Origin of the sequence: Acetobacter sp. P5B1, assembly GCF_018811985.1 — a bacterium.
Classification (GTDB): Bacteria; Pseudomonadota; Alphaproteobacteria; order Acetobacterales; family Acetobacteraceae; genus Acetobacter; species Acetobacter cerevisiae.
On the sequence record NZ_JACRVS010000024.1, the window covers coordinates 17,927 to 36,436 of the forward strand.

The window sequence follows — 18,510 nt, forward strand, 5'->3', positions numbered from 1 at the left end:
TTCAGTCTGAACGGTATGCAGGGGGCAAGCGTTCCGCAGCCGGGTTGAACGAAGCTGATGGAGGTGGCTTTGTCAGGCGATACCATCTTCCGCACCACGACTGCGCGCTAAAGCTGCCTCAAACCGGGCGCGCGTGGCGGCTCCCATACGCCCCATGCCACAGGCTTTGCGCATAGTGGCAATAAGCTCCTCATCGGGCAGCCCGGTAACCAACAGTGTTTTTGCCAGACTGACCAGCATGGCAAGCGGCACGGTTGCCGGGTCCAGCGTTTCCTGCGGGGCGGGGGCTTTGAAAGGTAGCGGTGCATCCGGCGAGAGGTTTTCCGGCCAGATAAAGGTGCCTACATCTTCCTGCGTGCGCGGGAGAGAGGCGGGGATCAGCCCCTGAACACGCTCGCGGATTTCTCGCCCGGCCCGCGCAAAGCCATGCTGACGAGAGATAGACTGGACGAGCAGATCTTCCCGCACCGGACCATGCCGGTTTGCCTCCTGCTGGATGAGGCGGATCAGTGTTGGGGTGTAGGTTTCCTTGAAGAACAGAGCCTGATCGGGGACTGCATCTGGCAGAGGTTCAGAGACCTCAGGTTCTATGATGGGTAACACTGGGGCGGTCTGCGACGACACATGCTCCGGTGCCCGTGCGTAAAGACCCGGCTCGCCTAATGGAGTTCCACCGGCTGCAGAACTGTCAGGGAGAGTTGAGGCTCCCTCCGTGTTCCCGGCATCATCCTGTGACAAGGCAGCCACTTGTGCCTCAGCAGGATCAGTTGCTGCAGGGAGAAGGGCAGCACGGCCGCGCTCCTCTTCCTCCTGCGCGGTACGCTCTTCCCGTGTTTTGGTCAGCAGGGCCTGCAGGGCTTTGTCCAGCCTGTCACATTCGCGCTGTGCGTTGGTCCACCAGTCGGTTGACCAGATTCTGAGGATGGTCCAGCCCAGATTTTCCAGAACAGCCTGCCGCAGCCGGTCACGGTCGCGCGCCGTGGCGCTGCGATGATAGGTTGCGCCATCACATTCCACTCCGGCAAGGAAAGTGGTCGGCCGATCCGGGTCCACAACGCCCAGATCAACCCGGAAGCCGGAAACGCCAATCTGCGGCACGACCTGCCAGCCTTTCAGGCGGAGCAGGGCCGCGACTTCCTTTTCAAAATCACTATCAAAGTCGCCCACAGAGCCTTCATGCAATCCTGCCAGAGCAGTGGCACCATGTTCGGCAAAGGTGAGGAATTTGCGCAGATCATGCACCCCGACGGCCTGCGTGCGGGCAATATCAATCTGATCCCCGTGCAGGGAGCCGAACACGATCAGGCGCTCACGGGCACGGGTGATGGCGACGTTCAGGCGGCGCTCACCCCCATCGCGGTTCAGCGGACCAAAATTCAGAGTAATCTTGCCAGCCTGATCCGGCCCGTAGGTCAGGGAAAACAGCATGATATCACGCTCCTCACCCTGTACGTTTTCCAGATTGCGGATCAGCACTGGCTCCGCGGCTTCATCGCTAAAGAACCGCTCAAGAGCCGGGTCTTCGCTCCGGGCCTTGTCCATCAGATCCGTAATCAGGGTTTGCTGGTCACTATTGAAGGTGACAATGCCCAGAGAACGCTCGGAGCCATCCTGCAACAGACGAAGCGCCTCCGCCACAACAGCACGGGCTTCTACCGGGTTAGTGCGGCCAGCGCCACGCATATAGACGCCACCCGGCACAAAACGGAAAGAAACCGCCTGATCTTTGGTGACGGGCGACGGGAAAGTAATGAGCTGGCCGCCATAATAGGCCTGATTAGAGAACGCAATCAGGCTCTCATGCCGGCTGCGATAATGCCACGAGAGATTAACGGGCGGCACACCTGCTCCAAGGCATTCATCCAGAATGGATTCCAGATCACAGGTCTGGGTTTCCATCACCTCATCCGTATCGGAGGCTGTCCGGTTGAAGAAGTCTGTGGGTGGCAACTGTTTGGGGTCGCCTACCACAATAACCTGCTTGCCGCGGCCAATCGCCCCGATGGCATCCCATGTGGGGATCTGCGAGGCCTCATCGAAAATCACCAGATCAAACGCGGTGGCATCGGCAGGCAGATATTGCGCGACGGAGAGCGGACTCATCATCAGGCAGGGTGTCAGACGACGCAGGGCTGTGGGCATTTTTTCTGCCAGCTGCCTGATGGGGAGGTGCTGCATTTTCTTGGCCAGTTCCCGTGTCAGAACCTTATATTCCGGGTCTGTCTGGCGGGTTCTGGCATCCGGGATCTGCCCGGCCAGTTGTGAGCGGATCAGTTTGACAGACATTTCCATCAAGTTGCGGTCCAGTGTGCGGAACCGCTCAATCTGCTTTTCGTGCGTTGCCGCCACAAAGCCACGTAGCAGGGGCGACTGATCAATCGCAAAGCGGACCCACCAGCGAGCGTAATTGGCTTCAAACACCCGTGTGACATCATGTGATGCCACCAGACCATGGTCAATGGCGGCAATCAGCGGGGTCAGGCCAAGCCGGACCGCATCCTGACAGGCATGTTTCCAGGAACACCAGTCACGCAGATCCCGCGCGGACTGTTTCCAGGCCTGCAGGGTTTCTGTCATGGCGTCCGGCCATGTTTTCTGGCTGCTTTCGACCAGCGCCAGTCCGTCTGACCCACTCAGGGTGCCGAGGGCTTCAAGGCTCGTCAGGCACTCGGTCAGAGCGGCCTGAAATGCCTTCAGGGTATGATTGACTGGCCCGCCAGTGCGCAACAGATCCATTCCATCACGCAAAAGAGCGTTCAGATGCGTCCGGGCGCTGAGCAAGGCAGCTGTATCGCCCGCGCAGGCGGCCAGTGCCGAGCGTGTTTCAGCCCCCCATGCATGCATGGCCTCAATGGTGCTGAAGTCTGTATCCAGACCTTGCCATACCGGGCCAACAACAGCGTGATGCGGCGCGTCCTTTAGCTGCTTTTCCAGAGCCTGTATTTCCGCCAGACGGACCAGATCATCCTCACACTCGTCTGGCAGGGTGCTTGTATGGTTTTCCAGCTTTTTGCGCAGGGTCTTCTGAATTTTAGACCGGGCAAAAATCCACTTCTCCTTGGACTCCTGCCATTCCTGCACCATGTTTTCCAGCGGCAGGCTCAACACTTCCGGCTTCCAGTCTGTACGGAGTTCGCCTTTGAGCTGGGCGTGCCGTGCAATGGGCGTTTTTTCGGCCAGAAGAGTATTCAGGGTTTGTTGAGAGGTATCCGGAAAAGCCCATGCACAGGCTTCCGGTTTCAGGAGCTGGGTGCACAGAATGCTCATCTGTCGGAGGCGGCGCAGAGACAAGTCTGACGCCTCCAGTCCCAGAGCGTGCGCGGCCTCCTCTGCGGTGGTGCGCAGGCGGCTCAGGCTGGCAAGTGCTGCGGTGACGGCATCCAGCAAACGGCCTTCCCAGATGGGCGACCATTCAACATGCTCAAGCCCGGCCAGTTTGGGCGACTGCACGACATCGCCAATGCGCTCATAGAGGCTGGCGATATTTTCCGCCGTATCGGCCAGCGTCTGATAATCCTGCGCGGTATGGGCATTACAATCAGGCCATGACAGGGGAATGACGAGCGTTTGCGCATCATCCGCGCGGAGCGTCACGCCAATGGCGCGATAGGCCGTCCAGCCGTTGCGCCATTTCTGATGCAGCACAACAACGTAGTTGTTCAGTTCGGCACGGATCTGGTCAAGTTGCTGGCGATTGTGAGCCCACTCATCCGGGCTGAAGTTTTCCAGCACGGTCTGAGCCGCTTCCAACTGGCCAAGCACAGCGAGTTTGCTGGCTTTGGGCGAGAACAGGTCCAGACAGAATTCCGCCAGCCCGATCTGCTTCAGGCGGTTGCGCACCACTTCCAGCGCCGTCCGTTTTTCCGCGACGAACAGAATGGTGCGGTTTTGCGCCAGTGTGTTGGCAATAATATTGGCAATGGTCTGGCTTTTCCCGGTGCCGGGCGGCCCGATGAGCACAAAGCTTTCCCCGGATGCCGCACGGGCAACTGCTTTAAGCTGCGAGGAATCAGCTTCCATCGGGCAGATAAGGTCCGCCTTGACGAGTGCCTCGTCCAGAGAGCCATCAACTTCAAAAAAACGGGGCAGGGGCGCTGCCTCGGTATCGTCTGCGGTGATGCCATCCAGCAGGCGTGTGGCGACTTCGCTGGTGCGGAGCTTGTCACTCCGTTCCTGCAGGTCTTTCCACATCAGGAACTTGGCGAAGGAGAGCGTGGTAAGTGTGACGTAATCCCGCACTTCCCAGCCGGGCACGGCGCGCAGGCCAACACGGAAGAGTTCCAGAATACGCTCAACATCCAGACCGGACTCATCTTCCGGAAGCGTTTGGCCCTCCAAAGCCGGGAAACGCAGATCGTAATCAGCCTGAAGCATTTCCAGCAATGTTGCGTTAATCCGGCTTTCATCCGGATGCGCACGCAGGACAAAGCCAGATTTGATGCTGGGCCGTTCCAGAATAACCGGAATCAGGATCAGTGGGGCCAGGAAAGGCTTGTCCCGTCCTTCTGCCGTCCACGCCAGAGCGCCGATGGTCAGGAACAGCACGTTAGACCCACCCTCATGCTCGGCCGCACGGGCTCGGCGGTAAAGCTCTGTCAGGGCTGCCTGAAGCTGGTTTTCCTTACGGGAGACCAGCAGTTCATTCCGCTCCAGAGCCTCCTCAGCGTAAGCGCGGGCCGCATCTTCATGGTAGCGTTCATGATGCAGGCTGGCCTGACGCGGGTCGTCCTCGTCCATCATGTCCGGCCGGGGGCAGAACCGCAGAGGCTTTGTCAGCCGGCCCGCCCGCATGGCGGCCAGATGATTTTCAAGCTCGGACGCGTTCGGGCAATCAATAACAATCAGCTGTTTGTCTGAGCGGGGCAGATTAAGCAGGCGATTGCGGCCCGACATATCCAGCAGGCGGTTACACCAGCGCTGTAGCCGGTCCGCTGGCGTGGCGGGCTTGTCCTCTTCCGCGTCCTGTGGGTCTTGCCGCAGAGCGGGGGCCGCTTCAAACACGGGCAGGGCGGCTTCCGGCTCTTCTGCGTCGGGCTGGTCTTCCGTCGGCGCTGTGGGCAGGGTGCAGGACAGCGGATGGATGCGGCGCAATCTGGCGCGGTGGATGTCAATAATCTCGCGGAACGTATTGTCTTCGTCCTCGCCCGCGTGACGCAGGTTGGCTTCTCCTTTTTCACATGCGACAGAGAAGCTGGGCTTGCGACCTGCCGTGACCAGCGTTGTTTCAAACACCGCCAGATCCTGCAATTTCAGGCGGTTCCGGAGGGCAGGCAGATCCTGCATGACGGAAACCCCGGCATCCAGTTTTGCCAGCCAGAAGCCGGTAAAAGCGTGGCCTTGCGTCAGCACAATAACCGGGCGAATACCGACAGCTTCCAGACAGGCCGCGAACAGCACTGTGGTGTCCAGACAAGTCGCCAGACGTTCTTCCACAATCTGGCTGGGCAGCCGGACGCGTTGCCCGTGGTCGATAAAAGACGCGGGCGGGTTGATATAGGCCAGATCAAGCTGGCAGACGGCGCACCAGATCGCCTGCGCCTGCTGCCAGACCCGTTCCTTGGTGCCCTGATATCCTTCCAGAGAGGGGGTGAGGCCTTCCTTTTTCAGGATATCCGTCGCGCTGCGCAGGATACGGGCAATAGCCGGGTCATTCGGCAGTACGAATGCGGCCAGAATATCTGGAATACCGGACAGACCACCCCATTCATTGCGGGCCAGAACACGCACATCGGCAGTGTGGCGGGCCAGCTCCTTTCCGGTTTCCTTATTCGTCGCCACAAAGGTGACAGAGGCGCGAGAGGCTTCGGTCTGGCTGCTGAGAAACGCCCCGTCCAGTTTTAGATCAAGGTCTTTCAGGGTACGAAACTGCCCCGGCTCCACCTGCTGGAGGTGCCATGCACGAGGGCGAATAACCGGCGGCTCACTGCTGACTGTCACGTCAATCTGGGAAAAGCTACGGTCCGTTTCGTTCTGCAGAGCCAGTTCCAGCAGAACGGGCACGCTGTTTTCCCAGAGCGAGGCGTTCAGGGCATCCTGCAGGGAGACTTTGAGGACAGGCGACGGGGAAGGAGCCGGAACAGGTTCTGGCTGCGGTGTTTCCGTTGCGATGGAAACCTCTTCCGTATGCTCTAAATCCATGTGTCATCTCTCCAGAACTCAGTTTGCAGGGCCGGAAGCCACGCAAAAATCTCTGGCGTTGTTATGGGGCCTGATGGGATAAAATGTAAGGGACATTTGCAGAACAAATTTTGTCTGGTGAATAAAATAGCCTCATTATCAAGCGCTTGGAACGTCATCCCCCAGAGTGGAGTGGGATTAGAACTGGATCACAGCAGTCAGGTATCCAGCCCGTCTTTGCCCGTATTGCGACATAAAAACCCCCAGACCACTGCCATTCCGGATCTGGTAGCGTGCATCAAACAGGTTCATGACATCCACGCGCAGTTTCAGCCCTTTGAGGGGGCGGATGTTTTTGAAGGTGTGCTCATACCCAATATTGATGATGTGATAGCTGGGCTGCTTTTCAGTATTGGCAAAGCCTGAGCGCAGACCATAGCCGTACAGGAAGTCCACATAGGCTTTGTTGCCTGCCCAGCCATAAGAGGCCCCTGCGCTGGATGTAAATTCGCCTTCATGATCCAGCTTGATGGCGTGGGTCCTGATATAGGCTAGCTCATCAGCCGGGAACTGATACTGGGCCGAATTCACGTCTTTGGCCGCAGTATTCACAAAGGAAAAATTCCCGAAAACCGTCAGGCCTTTGTAATGGTAATTCCCACCAAATTCGGCGCCGTAAACCTTGCCTGTTCTGTAGCTGAAGGGGGTGAGAATAACAGCACGCCCAAATTGCCCGAGGTCTCCAAGATTTCTGGCCTGTTTGTAAAAGCCGTCTACTGTGATGGAGAGCCCCTGCGCAAAACGATGAGACAGACCAATATCGAAGTAATTTGACCGCTCGACCTTCGTGGCTGTCGCGTTGAAATTTTCCGGGGAATTGGTGGTGCCCGCAAATTTCAGCAGAGTGGACTGGCCAATATACTGGGCTGTGGGTGGCGCGAAGTAGCGTGAATAGCCAAAATGCACGGTGGTGGACCGGTCAACCTCCCAGACCAGATTAGCGCGGGGGCTGGCTTGTCCTTCATGGTCGAAAGAGGCTTCAAACCGGTCATACCGCACGCCATAATTGAGCGTGACGCCTTTCAGAAATTTCCATTCATCCTGAAGATAAGCGCCAGCCTCTGCGGCCCAGTTGCCGGTATTGTCCTGAATGGATGTGGGATGCGTGGAGGTCTGGAGGCCTGCCTCATCAACCGGCAGGACATCCGTGCGCGTCCACAATTTTTCAGACGTATATTGTCCCAGCACGCCAAAACGGATGGTATGCGTCTTGAGGGCTTCATACGAGGCATCAAACTGAAGGCCGCCTGTGGTGAAGGTATTGTTTTCCTTCTCCGCCACGCCCTGAAACACCATATCCCGTACCGGGTCCGGCGTGTAATGAATGCCGCCGTACCGGAAATAGGGGGAGATCTGGTAGTTCAGCCTCTGCCCGGTTTTCTGGTAAGAGAGAACCACATAGTAATTCTGCTCATTCTGTCGGTCATTCACGTCCTGAGAGTGCACATCGCCTACATTCTGAATGGCGTATAGCTTGGGAAGGCCGGCTGCATTGGGGATTTCAAAATTTGCATCGGAAACGCTGGTCAGCAGACTGAGGCGGCTTGTGTCATCAAAATGGTAGGACGCGTAGCCAAAGGCCTTTCCCTGCTCAGTCACATCATGTGTGGCGCGAAAAGCCGGGGTAGGGTTTTCGATCCCAATGTTATTCCGGTTGAACGACCCTGAGACGAAATACTCCCATTGCCCCTTGCTACCGCCAACCTGAAAAGACGGGTTAAAGCTGTTATAGCTACCGCCATACAGAGAGATTTCCCGGTTATTCAGAGAACTGCCTGATTTGGCCGTAACATCGACAATTCCCGCAGTCCGAAAGCCGAACTGAGCGGGCAGGGTGCCGGTCATTAGTGTGACAGAGTCAATAATCCGGGTGTCCAGTTCCTGGCCAAACCCGTTCAAACCTTCCGGCAACAGAACACCGTTAATCCGGTAGGTCAGACCGCCATGCTCGCCCCGAACATGCTCTTCCCCAAATGAATCCATCACCACGCCGGGCATGCGGAGCAGCACCTGATTAAAGGCTGCGTTCTCCCCCCCCGGTGTCGTATTAATCTGCGCCTGCCCCATACGATAGGCGACGGCCCCCAGGTTCGGCGCAATGCGCGCGCGTGCAGAATTGAACGCTGCATGGACTGTGACAGCTTCTGTTTTGCCTGTCGCGACATCCATCCTTTGCTGCTGCGTATGCTCAGCCTGTGCCGTTTTATGCTGTTCTGACACAGGCAGAACGCCGGGAGGAGGGGTGACAGCTTTCAGATGTCCCGATGTTTTACTCTGCCCGGCGTGGATCGCGGGCAGAGTTTCCGCATAGCTCTGCGCAACCGGAAGTGCGCACCATAACGCCAGTGCAGCATAGGGAACTGATTTTACGCCACGCGGCAAAATCGGACATGATTTACCGTTTGCGTTATAATTAACAAGATCCATTTTATCATAGCATTTGCTATATTGAGAGCTAAACTGAAGCACCTTGTGCGTCTCTTTCGCAGGCAAAAAGTCAGAAGGAAGCAGACAGAAAGAAGAGGGAGCGCGTTACCCGCATACCGTGTCGTAAAGTAGTTTGAAATTCAGGATCAGGATCAGACCTGCCACACCCCATGCAAGAAGCGAGACAGGGCGAGAGAGCGCAAACTCCCCCATTTTCTGGCGATCCGACACAAACCAGACGAGCGGGATTACCGCAAAGGGAAGCTGCATGGAGAGGACGATCTGACTGAATACCAGCAGATCTCCGGTCCCTTTAGAGCCCCATAACAGCGTAACCAGAATAACCGGCAGAATAGCCAGTCCACGCGTCAGCAACCGTCGTGCCCACGGCGCCATGCGGAGGTGCAGAAACCCTTCCATGACAATCTGCCCGGCCAGCGTGCCGGTCACGGTTGAATTGGTGCCCGCTGCCAGAAGGGCTACGGCAAATAGCGTGGATGCAATACCAAGTCCGAGAAGTGGAGAGATCAGCTTGTAAGCCTGATCAATCTCCGCAACGTCCTGATGTCCGGTTGTATGGAAGGCCGCAGCCGCAACAATCAGGATGCCAGCATTCACAAACAGAGCGAGCATCAGGGCGATGGTGCTGTCCAGCGTGGCCCAGCGAATAGCCTCCCTCCTGCCAGCAGACGTCCGCGCATAGGTACGGGTCTGCACCAGTGCGGAGTGAAGATAGAGATTGTGTGGCATGACCGTAGCGCCGACGATGCCGATGGCGACATAGAGCATCTGTGGGTTGGTCAGAATAACCGGGGAGGGGATGAAGCCCTTCATAATGGCCGCAACTGGCGGAGCGGCGGCGGCAATCTGGAACGCAAAACACACAGCAATCAGGCTGAGCAACGCCATGACAAATGCCTCCAGCCACCGGAAACCCAGACGCATCAACAGCAACAGCACAATGGCATCGAGCGCAGAAAGACAGGCTCCCAGCAGGAGCGGCATGCCGAAGAGCAGTTGAAGCGCTATGGCGGTCCCAATCACTTCGGCCAGATCGCATGCGATAATCGCAACTTCACAAGCCAGCCAGAGCAGAATGTTCACACTCCGCGGAAAATAAGCCCGGCAAGCCTGCGCAAGATCATGCCCTGTCGCAATCCCCAATCGGGCGGCGAGGGATTGCAGCAGAATGGCCATCAGGTTGGACAGCATGATGACGGACAGCAGCGTAAAGCCAAACTGCGCCCCGCCAGCCAGGTCGGTCGCCCAGTTGCCAGGATCCATATAGCCGACGGACACCATGTAACCCGGCCCCACAAACGCCAGAAAGCGCCGCAGTCTGGACGCACCTTCCGGCACCGCAATGGAGGCGTGCGCTTCGGGCAGGCTTAGTCTGCTCTCCTGTGCCGAAAAAACAGAACTCAGGGCTGTGCGGAGGTGTGAGGCGGGAGATACGGGCATGCGATGAAGGGCTTTATCGAAAAGTGATTTCGAACATTACAAACGGATTCCAGAAATATGCAATAGGCTATAAGGTAAAGTCTTTGCGTTTTTGTGGCGCGCCAGAACCCAAATCATCTCGGCGTGAAGATGCTTTTGCTGAGGGACCGAATTCGCTATAGCTCCCTCACCATGCTGTTACACGGAGATCCTCAGGTGAAAGAACGCCAGCCCGTCATGCCGGATGTTGAAAGCCAGAGTGAAGGCTTTCGGCATGCACGGGAGGCAAGACGCAATGTTCTGATTGAGGACTATGTCGAACTGATTGATGACCTGCTGACAGAAGGGCAGGAGGCCCGGCAGGTCGATATTGCCGACCGGCTCGGTGTCTCTCAGCCGACAGTCGCCAAAATGCTGGTCCGTCTGGAAGCGGAGGGGTTTGTCACCCGCAAACCCTATCGCGGCGTGTTTTTGACTGAGACTGGCGTTGCGCTGGCGGAAACTGTCCGGGCGAGGCATCAACTGGTGGAAGAGTTTCTGCTCGCCCTTGGCGTGGATGCCGTCACAGCCCGTCTGGATGCCGAAGGCATGGAGCATTTTGTGAGTGATGCCACCCTGGAAGCGTTCCGCAGGGCGTTAAAAACCGGAACGCTGAAGCCGCAGCAATTTTAAAAAGCTGTCAATTTTGTGTCTCTTCTCTTGCCTTTAAGCGGGCAAGACCATAAGAGGAAGCGCCAATGGTCGGTGACCTGCGGCGATACTCTGCTGTCGGGTGCCCCCAATCGCAATCTGGTCAAGGGTTCCCGTTGTATGACTTCTTCCCCCTACAGCCGTGTTACCGAAGCCTTGGCGTTTGATGACGTTCTCGTCGTTCCCGCTGCTTCTGAGGTTGTCCCCAACCAGACGTCCGTTCGCACACGTCTGACACGCTCCATTGAGCTCAATATTCCGCTGGTTTCTGCCGCCATGGACACGGTGACGGAAGATCAGATGGCCATCGCCATGGCGCAGCAGGGCGGCCTTGGCGTAATTCACAAGAACCTGACGCCGGAAGAACAGGCTGAGCATGTTCGCCGCGTCAAGCGCTTCGAATCGGGCATGGTGGTTAATCCTGTAACCGTCGGACCGGATCAGACGCTGGCTGAAGTACGCGAGATCATGCAGCGCAACGGCATCAGCGGTCTGCCGGTGGTTGAGCCGGGCACACAAAAGCTGATCGGCATCATCACCAACCGTGACGTGCGCTTTGCTGTTGACCCCAACCAGCGCGTTTCCGAGCTGATGACGCATGACGGACTGGTGACGGTGCGTGACGGGGCAGACCCGGACACAGCCCGCCAGCTCCTGCACAAACACCGCATTGAAAAGCTGCTGGTGGTGGATGAGGCCGACCGTTGCGTCGGGATCATCACCGTCAAGGACATGGATAAAGCCGTTGCTTACCCGCTGGCTATCAAGGACAGCCTTGGCCGCCTGCGCTGCGCCGCGGCGACCGGTGTGGGTGATGACGGGTTTAACCGCGCAAAACTGCTGGTAGAAGCCGGGGTGGACGTGCTGGTGGTGGATACCGCCCACGGTCATTCTTCCGGCGTGCTGCGGGCTGTCGAACGCCTGAAAGCGCTTGATAGCAACATTCAGATTGTTGCCGGTAACGTGGCCACGCCGGAAGCCGCACAGGCACTGGTTGCATCCGGCGCCGACTGCGTGAAAATCGGCATTGGTCCGGGGTCCATCTGCACCACGCGTATCGTGGCCGGTGTCGGCGTGCCTCAGTTCTCTGCTGTGCTGGAAACGTCTGTTGCCTGCCGTGAACTGAACATTCCCTGCATTGCTGATGGTGGCATCCGCACATCGGGTGACATTGTAAAGGCGATTGGTGCCGGCGCTAATGTCGTGATGGTGGGCTCTCTGCTGGCTGGCACGGAAGAAGCGCCGGGTGAAGTGTTCCTGTATCAGGGCCGCTCCTACAAATCCTATCGCGGCATGGGCAGCCTTGGCGCCATGGCGCGTGGCTCGGCAGACCGTTACTTCCAGCAGGAAGTGCGGGACTCTCTCAAGCTGGTGCCGGAGGGGATTGAAGGCCGCGTTGCTTATAAAGGCGGGATGGCTGCCGTTATCCACCAGCTGGTGGGTGGCCTGAAAGCCGGTATGGGCTATACCGGGTCTCCGGAACTCAAAGACCTTCAGCAGAATGCGCGCTTCCGCCGCATTACTGGCGCTGGTCTGCGTGAAAGCCATGTTCATGACGTGTCCATCACGCGTGAAGCCCCTAACTATCGTCGGGACTGAACCTTACCTATGACTCCTTCTGCTCGGCTGGGTGCCTCCATTGATCTTCTGACAGCTATGGAGGCTGCTCCCAGAAAACCGGCTGACGCCGTTGCCAACAGCTTTTTTCGTGAACGGCGTTATATCGGTGGGGGAGACCGTCGGGCAGTTTCCGGCATGGTCTGGGAGATCATGCGGGCCTGGCGTCGGCTCGGCTGGTGGCTGACCAAGTGCGGGGCCGATATTACCCCGCGCACTCTTGCCGCCGCCAACCTTGTGCTCAAGGGCTGGCCTGCGCGGGAAATTGCGGACCTCTTTGCTGAGGGCCGCTTTGCTCCGGGTGCGCTGACGTATGCCGAGCAGGATGTTGTATCCGCTCTGGCTGGCGGCACGCTGGATAACGCGGATATGCCGCGTGCGGTTCGGTTGGAATTGCCAGACTGGCTTTTGCCGCGTCTGGAAGAAACATTTGGCGACAAGCTGGATGCCGAACTGGCAGCCCTTTCTGAGCCTGCAACGCTGGATCTGCGCGTTAACATCCTCCGCACAAACCGGCGGGATGCGCAAAATGCGCTGGGGCGTGAAGGGCTGCATGCGATCTTAACACCGCTTTCCCCGTGGGGCCTGCGATTGAACGGGCGTCTGCCTGTTACGTCCACCACGCCCTTCAAGGACGGTCGGATCGAAATTCAGGACGAAGGCAGCCAGCTTGTGGCCGCCATCATGGGGGTGACCCCGGAAATGCGCGTTCTGGATTATTGCGCCGGGGCCGGTGGTAAGACGCTGGCTATGGCCATGATGATGGAAAACAAAGGACATATTGCTGCGTGCGATGTGTCTGAAGTCCGTCTGGATGGTGCGGTGCGCCGCCTGCGTCGTGCCGGGGTGCATAATGTGGAACGTCACCTGCTGAAAACCGGGGACAAATGGGCGAAGAGACGCGCCAAATCGTTTGACCGCGTTCTGGTCGATGCGCCGTGCAGTGGCACAGGCACATGGCGGCGTAATCCTGATGCCCGCTTGCGGATGACGGAACAGGATCTGGAAGAATTGCTGGTCAAGCAGGCCGAAATTCTGGACAGAGCCTCATCTCTCGTCAAACCGGGTGGCCGGATGGTTTACGCGACCTGTTCCGTGTTGCGGGCAGAAAATGCCAGTCAGGTAGAAGCCTTCCTGAACCGGCATCCGGATTTCCAGCTTGTGCCGTCAGACAGCACGGCGCTGCCTGAATCCTTGCGCGGCACGTCTATGTTTTCACTGACGCCGCATCAGAATGAAACCGATGGTTTTTTTGCTGCCGTGTTAGAGCGCAAGCCGGAACTGGGCGCTGAGACAACAGAGCTTTAAGAGTAGATCTGCTCGACAAAAAATTGAGTATCTAACTTATTAGGCCTGTGCATAATTCATTGCCGTTGTGTCACGCACAGGCGTGAAGCAGGGTTTATTAAGATGGATACCCATGAGTGAAAGTGTACTGATCTTCCTCTTTTGTGTTCTGGGCGGCAGCATGCTTGCGCAGTGGACGGCATGGCGCTTCCGCCTGCCAGCCATTGTGCTGCTGTTTAGTCTTGGCCTGCTTTATGGGCCTGTGCTGGAAATTCTGCATCCGTCTGAGATGATGGGAGCGGCCTTTCATCCCCTGGTCTCGCTTGCCGTTGCTCTGATCGTGTTTGAGGGCGGCCTGATACTGGACTTCAGGCAACTGAAAGAAGCGGGGGAAGGGGTTCTGCGCCTCACCCTCGTAGCTCTTCCGCTTAATCTCATTCTGGGCAGTTTGGCGGCCCATTATATTGGCGGGATGGGCTGGGGGCCGGCGTTTCTGTTTGGCTCCATAATTGTCGTCACCGGGCCAACAGTTGTTCTGCCCTTGCTGCGCAGTGCCAAGCTCCAGCCTAAAATAGCGGCTTTTCTACGATGGGAAGCCATTGTGAATGATCCGGTCGGGGCTATTCTGGCAACGCTGGTGCTGGAAGTGCTGCTGATGCGCCCGGGTGAGGGGTCCGGCACCTTCTTCGGCTTCATTCTGCCGCATATGCTGGCCAGTGCCGGGCTGACCATCGCACTGGGTATTGGGGCGGCCATGGGCGTGCGCTGGCTTCTGGTAAGGGACCTGATGCCGGAAGTGCTGAAAAGCTCTATCCTGATCACCATTGCTCTTGTCCTTTTCGCCCTCGGCACCCTTACAATGGATGGGGCCGGACTGATTGCCTCTACGGTCTTCGGCATGGCGCTCGTTAATCTGCGTATTCCGGGCATGGCCGAAATCCAGCGGATGAAAGAATCTCTGGTTGTTTTGATTGTCTCGGTGCTGTTTGTGCTGCTGACGGCAGACCTCCAGCGGACACAGCTTTCCAATCTCTCATGGTCCATTGGCGCGCTGACACTAGCCGTTCTGTTTCTGGTGCGACCGCTGGGGATTTTTCTTGCCACCATGGGGTCCAGCCTGAGTTGGGCAGAACGTATTTTTGTAGGCTGGATTGCTCCACGCGGGATTGTTGCTGCTGCTGTAGCCGGCATTGCCGGGCTGCGGTTGCAGGATGCCGGGTATCCGGGGGCCGATCTGGTCATGCCCGCCGTGTTCGCCGTGATCGCCTCCACCATGATCCTGCATGGTTTCTCCCTGCGACCGCTTGGCCGTAAACTGAAGCTGACCTTGTCGGATGAACAGGCTCTGGCGATTGTCGGGGCGAATGACTGGTCAACCGGTCTCGCCATCGCCGTCCATCGGGCAGGGGCACCTGTTCTGCTGGTCGATAATTCCCGGCAGGATCTGCAAAGGGCTGAAAAGGCTGGCGTTCCTGTGCTGAGAGCAGAAGTGCTATCAGAAGAAGGGGCGGAAAGTCTGGAAGAGCGTCCCGGTGATTATCTGATCGCGGCAACACCTGACGCTATTTATAATGGACTGGTCTGCGCCCATCTTGCCCCCCATTTTGGCCGTCAGCGCGTCTATCAGGTCAGTCCGGGTATTGCGCGGCTGGACTTGTATCGAGGCCTGAGTCGGGATGCTCGTGGCAAGGTGCTGGGGGAACCTTCGTGGAATTTCACGCTTCTGGACACACTCATTCGAGAAGGCTGGCAGTTTAGAAGCGTTGAGGTCACAGCGGACAATCAGGAAACTCTCCTGCAGGAAAGCAGCAACCTTCTGGTGGTCCTCGTGTTGCAGAAGGGGGTTTCGATGACGATTGTCTCGGAAGAAGATGAAGCCCTGTCTCCGCCTGAAGTTGGTCAATGCGTCATCGCTCTGGTTCCGCCCATACACGAGAAGCCGGAAGAGAAGGCCGGTTAGCCTTCTTTAGCCCGGAGCGTGGACCTGCACGGCATCCGCTCCGGCAGCCAGAACGGTGCGTAAATCTGATTCGCTGAGGGCAAGACAGCCTTCAGTCGGGGTGCGATCTGGACGTTGCAAATGCATAAAAATGGCCGAACCGCGCCCTGAGACGGCGGGATTATCGTTGTATCCCATCACGACTATGAGATCATAAACGTGGTCTTCACGCCATAACCGCTCATGCCGGGCCGGGTGAGGGAGCCTGACAAAGCGATTGTAATCAGGGCTTTGTGGGTCATCACACCACCCATCTTGTGGGCTAAGTGGTTCAACAGGAAGTATTGTTTTCGGCTTTAACAGCCGATCTGCCCGGTAATACACTTTTCTGAGAGGGAAAATACCAATGGGGGTCGCATGATCGCCCTCCTGCTTTTGCTCTGTCAGACCATTCTTTCCAATTACGGCGCTCATGACTTTGTGTCCGCAATGCAGTTGTGCGTCAGAACCGCTGTATGAAGCGGACAAGAGGTGTATCATCATAGTCAAAGATTGCCCGTTCGCAGATTTTTCATGAAGGTCGCATAGCACGCTCACACTAGAGGTCTGAGCGGAATCGTGACAAGTTTATGAGAAGACGAACAGACGAGACAGCCCGACCAGAAGGCTGACACTGAGGAGATGAAAACCCAATGACGGGTGCACGTCCAATATTGGTTGTTGATGACGACCGGATACTTCGCCAGACCCTTGTTGAGCAACTGCAGCTTGAGGGAGAATTCACCGTTCAGGAAGCAGCGTCTCTGGCTGAGGCGCGCGAAAAACTGAAGGCGCCGGATAGCCGGTTTGATGCACTTCTGCTGGATGTCAGCCTGCCCGATGGCGATGGACGTGACTTCTGTGCTGAGCTGCGGAAAGACGGTCTGCGCATGCCCATCATCATGCTGACGGGTTCAGACGATGAAGCGGATATTGTGCGCGGACTGGATGCTGGCGCCAATGATTACGTAGCCAAGCCCTTCCGGATTGCAGAGTTGCTGGCTCGCCTGCGCGCGCAGATGCGTCTGTTTGAAAACAGTGAAGACGCAGTGTTCAGCATCGGGCCATACACATTCCGCCCGTCTGCCAAGCTGCTTCAGGAACCGCTGAAGAACCGCCGTATCCGTCTGACGGAAAAAGAAACAGCCATTCTGAAGTTCCTCTACCGCGCCGGCACACGCCCGGTGCCGCGCCAGGTGCTGCTGAATGAGGTCTGGGGCTACAATGCCGCAGTTACCACGCATACGCTGGAAACGCACATCTATCGCCTGCGCCAGAAAATCGAACCCGATCCGGCCAATGCAACGCTGCTGATTACAGAAGGGGGTGGCTACCGCCTGAACCCGGAAGTGGCGGCAGTTCCTGCGCACTGAAAAGCTAAGGCATAAGAACGCTAATACGGATCAGACTGCTCTGTCTGATCCGTATTTTTTTCTGGTGATCAACTGCTTTTTTGAACTCTTAACTACCCCCACCACGAAGTAAGAATTTCTCCAACATAAAAAGATCAGAAAATATTTGGTGTGAAATCGAACAGATTCATTCTCACTTAATGAGGCAGCTTCTATAAAAAACAATTCAAAAACAAGAAAAGTAATATACGACTATTTTTATAAATAATCGTATATGTAAAATAAATTCTTATCCGTATTTATATACGCAATAAAACAAATAGATTTCTTGATATATAAATTACAAAATATATATATTATGAATTTGATATCACTTCCTAGCGGATATCAAAATTCTGCATGCAAATCCCACCTGCCTTCCATTAAAAATTTCTTACGGGCAGCATTTTTTAATGCGGGTTTATGTAGAAATTTGATGCCCTTTCTAAATATTAGAAGGATATCAGTATGTCTGAAACCGACATTATAGCCAGCCAGTCAATGACGAATTGGAATGGGAATGGTAACCAGAATTCAGATACACCTCCCGCAGACGCAACCGTTGGGCTTGGCACTGGTGGAGATATTCTGAATGTTAGTAATTCTGCGACTCTGACGATTAATGGTTACCTCAACCTTAACGCAGGTACTGTAAATATTACAGATGGTGCAACTATTAGCGTGACACCTGCTCTGCTGGCAGGTGGGGACTTAACAAATGCAGCAGGAGGCACAGTCAATATCAATAATGGAACGCTCCTTGTAAGCAACGAATTTAACGGAAATCAAGGAGTTTATAATATTACCAACGGCAAGCTGTCTGTTGGCAATGATTTCAATGGTAATCAGGCTGTTTACAACATCAATATCGGTGGAATTTTGAATGCAGGAACCAACTATACCAATATAAATTCTGCCAATATAAACATTAAAGGAGGTTCCGTTTATTTTTCTGGAATTGCCAATATTGATGGCGGAGGAAAAATTGATTTCCACAACATTGCAGGAGGCCTTCTGGAAATTGATAGTACATCTCTTTCTGATTTATCAGGAGACGGTTTGAATATTGAAAATTTCGTCTACGGTGATCAGATAAAAATAAAATCCACTACAGATTATAGCTCGGATACCTTTTCAACCCAGGTAAGCGGCAATGATTTGCTTATTCAGGTTACGGCGGACGGCAAAACGACCACAATTGTGACTCTCAAGGGATTTGCGACTACGAGTGATGCAAATGTGATCCCGGACGCAGCTTATAAAGATGGAGGGATCGAAGAACCGTTGGTTGATGCGCCTGGCTCGTGATTTCAGGGTTTTGGCGATTTGATTGACGGTTTTTGGGGTAGCTTTTGATCTGCGTTTTGAGCAGATCGGGGACTGCCCTCCCGCTGGATGACTACGCGCTCGCGTTCAACCTTTCGAGGAAGAGGAAGCGGCGCATGTTGTAGACGATATTGGCCAGCCCGATCCTCATGGTGGCCCGGGTGATACCGACAGTTC

At 56.0% G+C, this 18,510-nt stretch carries 10 protein-coding genes and 1 pseudogene; 6 read left to right on the forward strand and 5 right to left on the reverse strand.

Annotated elements, in window-relative coordinates:
• Positions 1-72 precede the first annotated feature (72 nt).
• From KP703_RS12460 to KP703_RS12470, 3 genes are all read right to left on the reverse strand, one after another.
• Positions 73-6,138 (reverse strand): DUF3320 domain-containing protein, encoded by a 6,066-nt coding sequence (locus KP703_RS12460; protein WP_215755182.1) that lies wholly within the window; start codon positions 6,136-6,138, stop codon positions 73-75.
• A 177-nt stretch (positions 6,139-6,315) separates the two neighbouring features.
• A complete protein-coding gene (locus tag KP703_RS12465) occupies positions 6,316-8,604 on the reverse strand; it encodes a TonB-dependent receptor (RefSeq protein ID WP_252354054.1) in 2,289 nt (762 codons plus the stop codon).
• Positions 8,605-8,709: 105 nt separating this feature from the next.
• The gene (locus KP703_RS12470; protein WP_215755183.1) at positions 8,710-10,065 is read right to left on the reverse strand and encodes an Nramp family divalent metal transporter; all 1,356 of its coding nucleotides are present in this window, start codon (positions 10,063-10,065) and stop codon (positions 8,710-8,712) included.
• Between the two features lie 171 nt (positions 10,066-10,236).
• Here KP703_RS12470 and mntR point away from each other — a divergent pair, with 171 nt between their 5' ends.
• The 4 genes from mntR (at position 10,237) to KP703_RS12490 (ending at position 15,598) form a co-directional block, all read left to right on the forward strand.
• Positions 10,237-10,716, forward strand: a complete 480-nt coding sequence (mntR, locus tag KP703_RS12475) for a manganese-binding transcriptional regulator MntR (protein ID WP_215755184.1) — start codon at positions 10,237-10,239, stop codon at positions 10,714-10,716.
• Between the two features lie 138 nt (positions 10,717-10,854).
• Positions 10,855-12,333, forward strand: a complete 1,479-nt coding sequence (gene guaB, locus KP703_RS12480; RefSeq protein WP_062140389.1) for an IMP dehydrogenase — start codon at positions 10,855-10,857, stop codon at positions 12,331-12,333.
• 9 nt (positions 12,334-12,342) lie between these two features.
• Positions 12,343-13,659: an RsmB/NOP family class I SAM-dependent RNA methyltransferase gene (locus tag KP703_RS12485; protein WP_062272387.1), complete on the forward strand. Its 1,317-nt coding sequence runs from the start codon at positions 12,343-12,345 to the stop codon at positions 13,657-13,659.
• Positions 13,660-13,771: 112 nt separating this feature from the next.
• Positions 13,772-15,598 carry a sodium:proton antiporter gene (locus tag KP703_RS12490; protein ID WP_062140385.1) on the forward strand — a complete coding sequence of 609 codons (1,827 nt, stop codon included), beginning with the start codon at positions 13,772-13,774 and terminating at the stop codon, positions 15,596-15,598.
• 6 nt (positions 15,599-15,604) lie between these two features.
• Here KP703_RS12490 and KP703_RS12495 read toward each other — a convergent pair whose 3' ends face one another.
• Positions 15,605-16,120 carry a L,D-transpeptidase gene (locus tag KP703_RS12495; protein WP_373687493.1) on the reverse strand — a complete coding sequence of 172 codons (516 nt, stop codon included), beginning with the start codon at positions 16,118-16,120 and terminating at the stop codon, positions 15,605-15,607.
• Positions 16,121-16,269: 149 nt separating this feature from the next.
• Here KP703_RS12495 and KP703_RS12500 point away from each other — a divergent pair, with 149 nt between their 5' ends.
• Both KP703_RS12500 and KP703_RS12505 read left to right on the forward strand, forming a co-directional pair.
• Positions 16,270-16,989, forward strand: coding sequence for a response regulator transcription factor (locus KP703_RS12500; RefSeq protein WP_062140383.1), 720 nt, complete (start codon positions 16,270-16,272; stop codon positions 16,987-16,989).
• A gap of 486 nt (positions 16,990-17,475) precedes the next feature.
• Positions 17,476-18,315 (forward strand): hypothetical protein, encoded by an 840-nt coding sequence (locus KP703_RS12505; RefSeq protein WP_252354055.1) that lies wholly within the window; start codon positions 17,476-17,478, stop codon positions 18,313-18,315.
• 91 nt (positions 18,316-18,406) lie between these two features.
• Here the strand turns inward: KP703_RS12505 and KP703_RS12510 are convergent.
• Positions 18,407-18,510: pseudogene (locus KP703_RS12510) on the reverse strand (IS5/IS1182 family transposase); the annotation flags it as partial.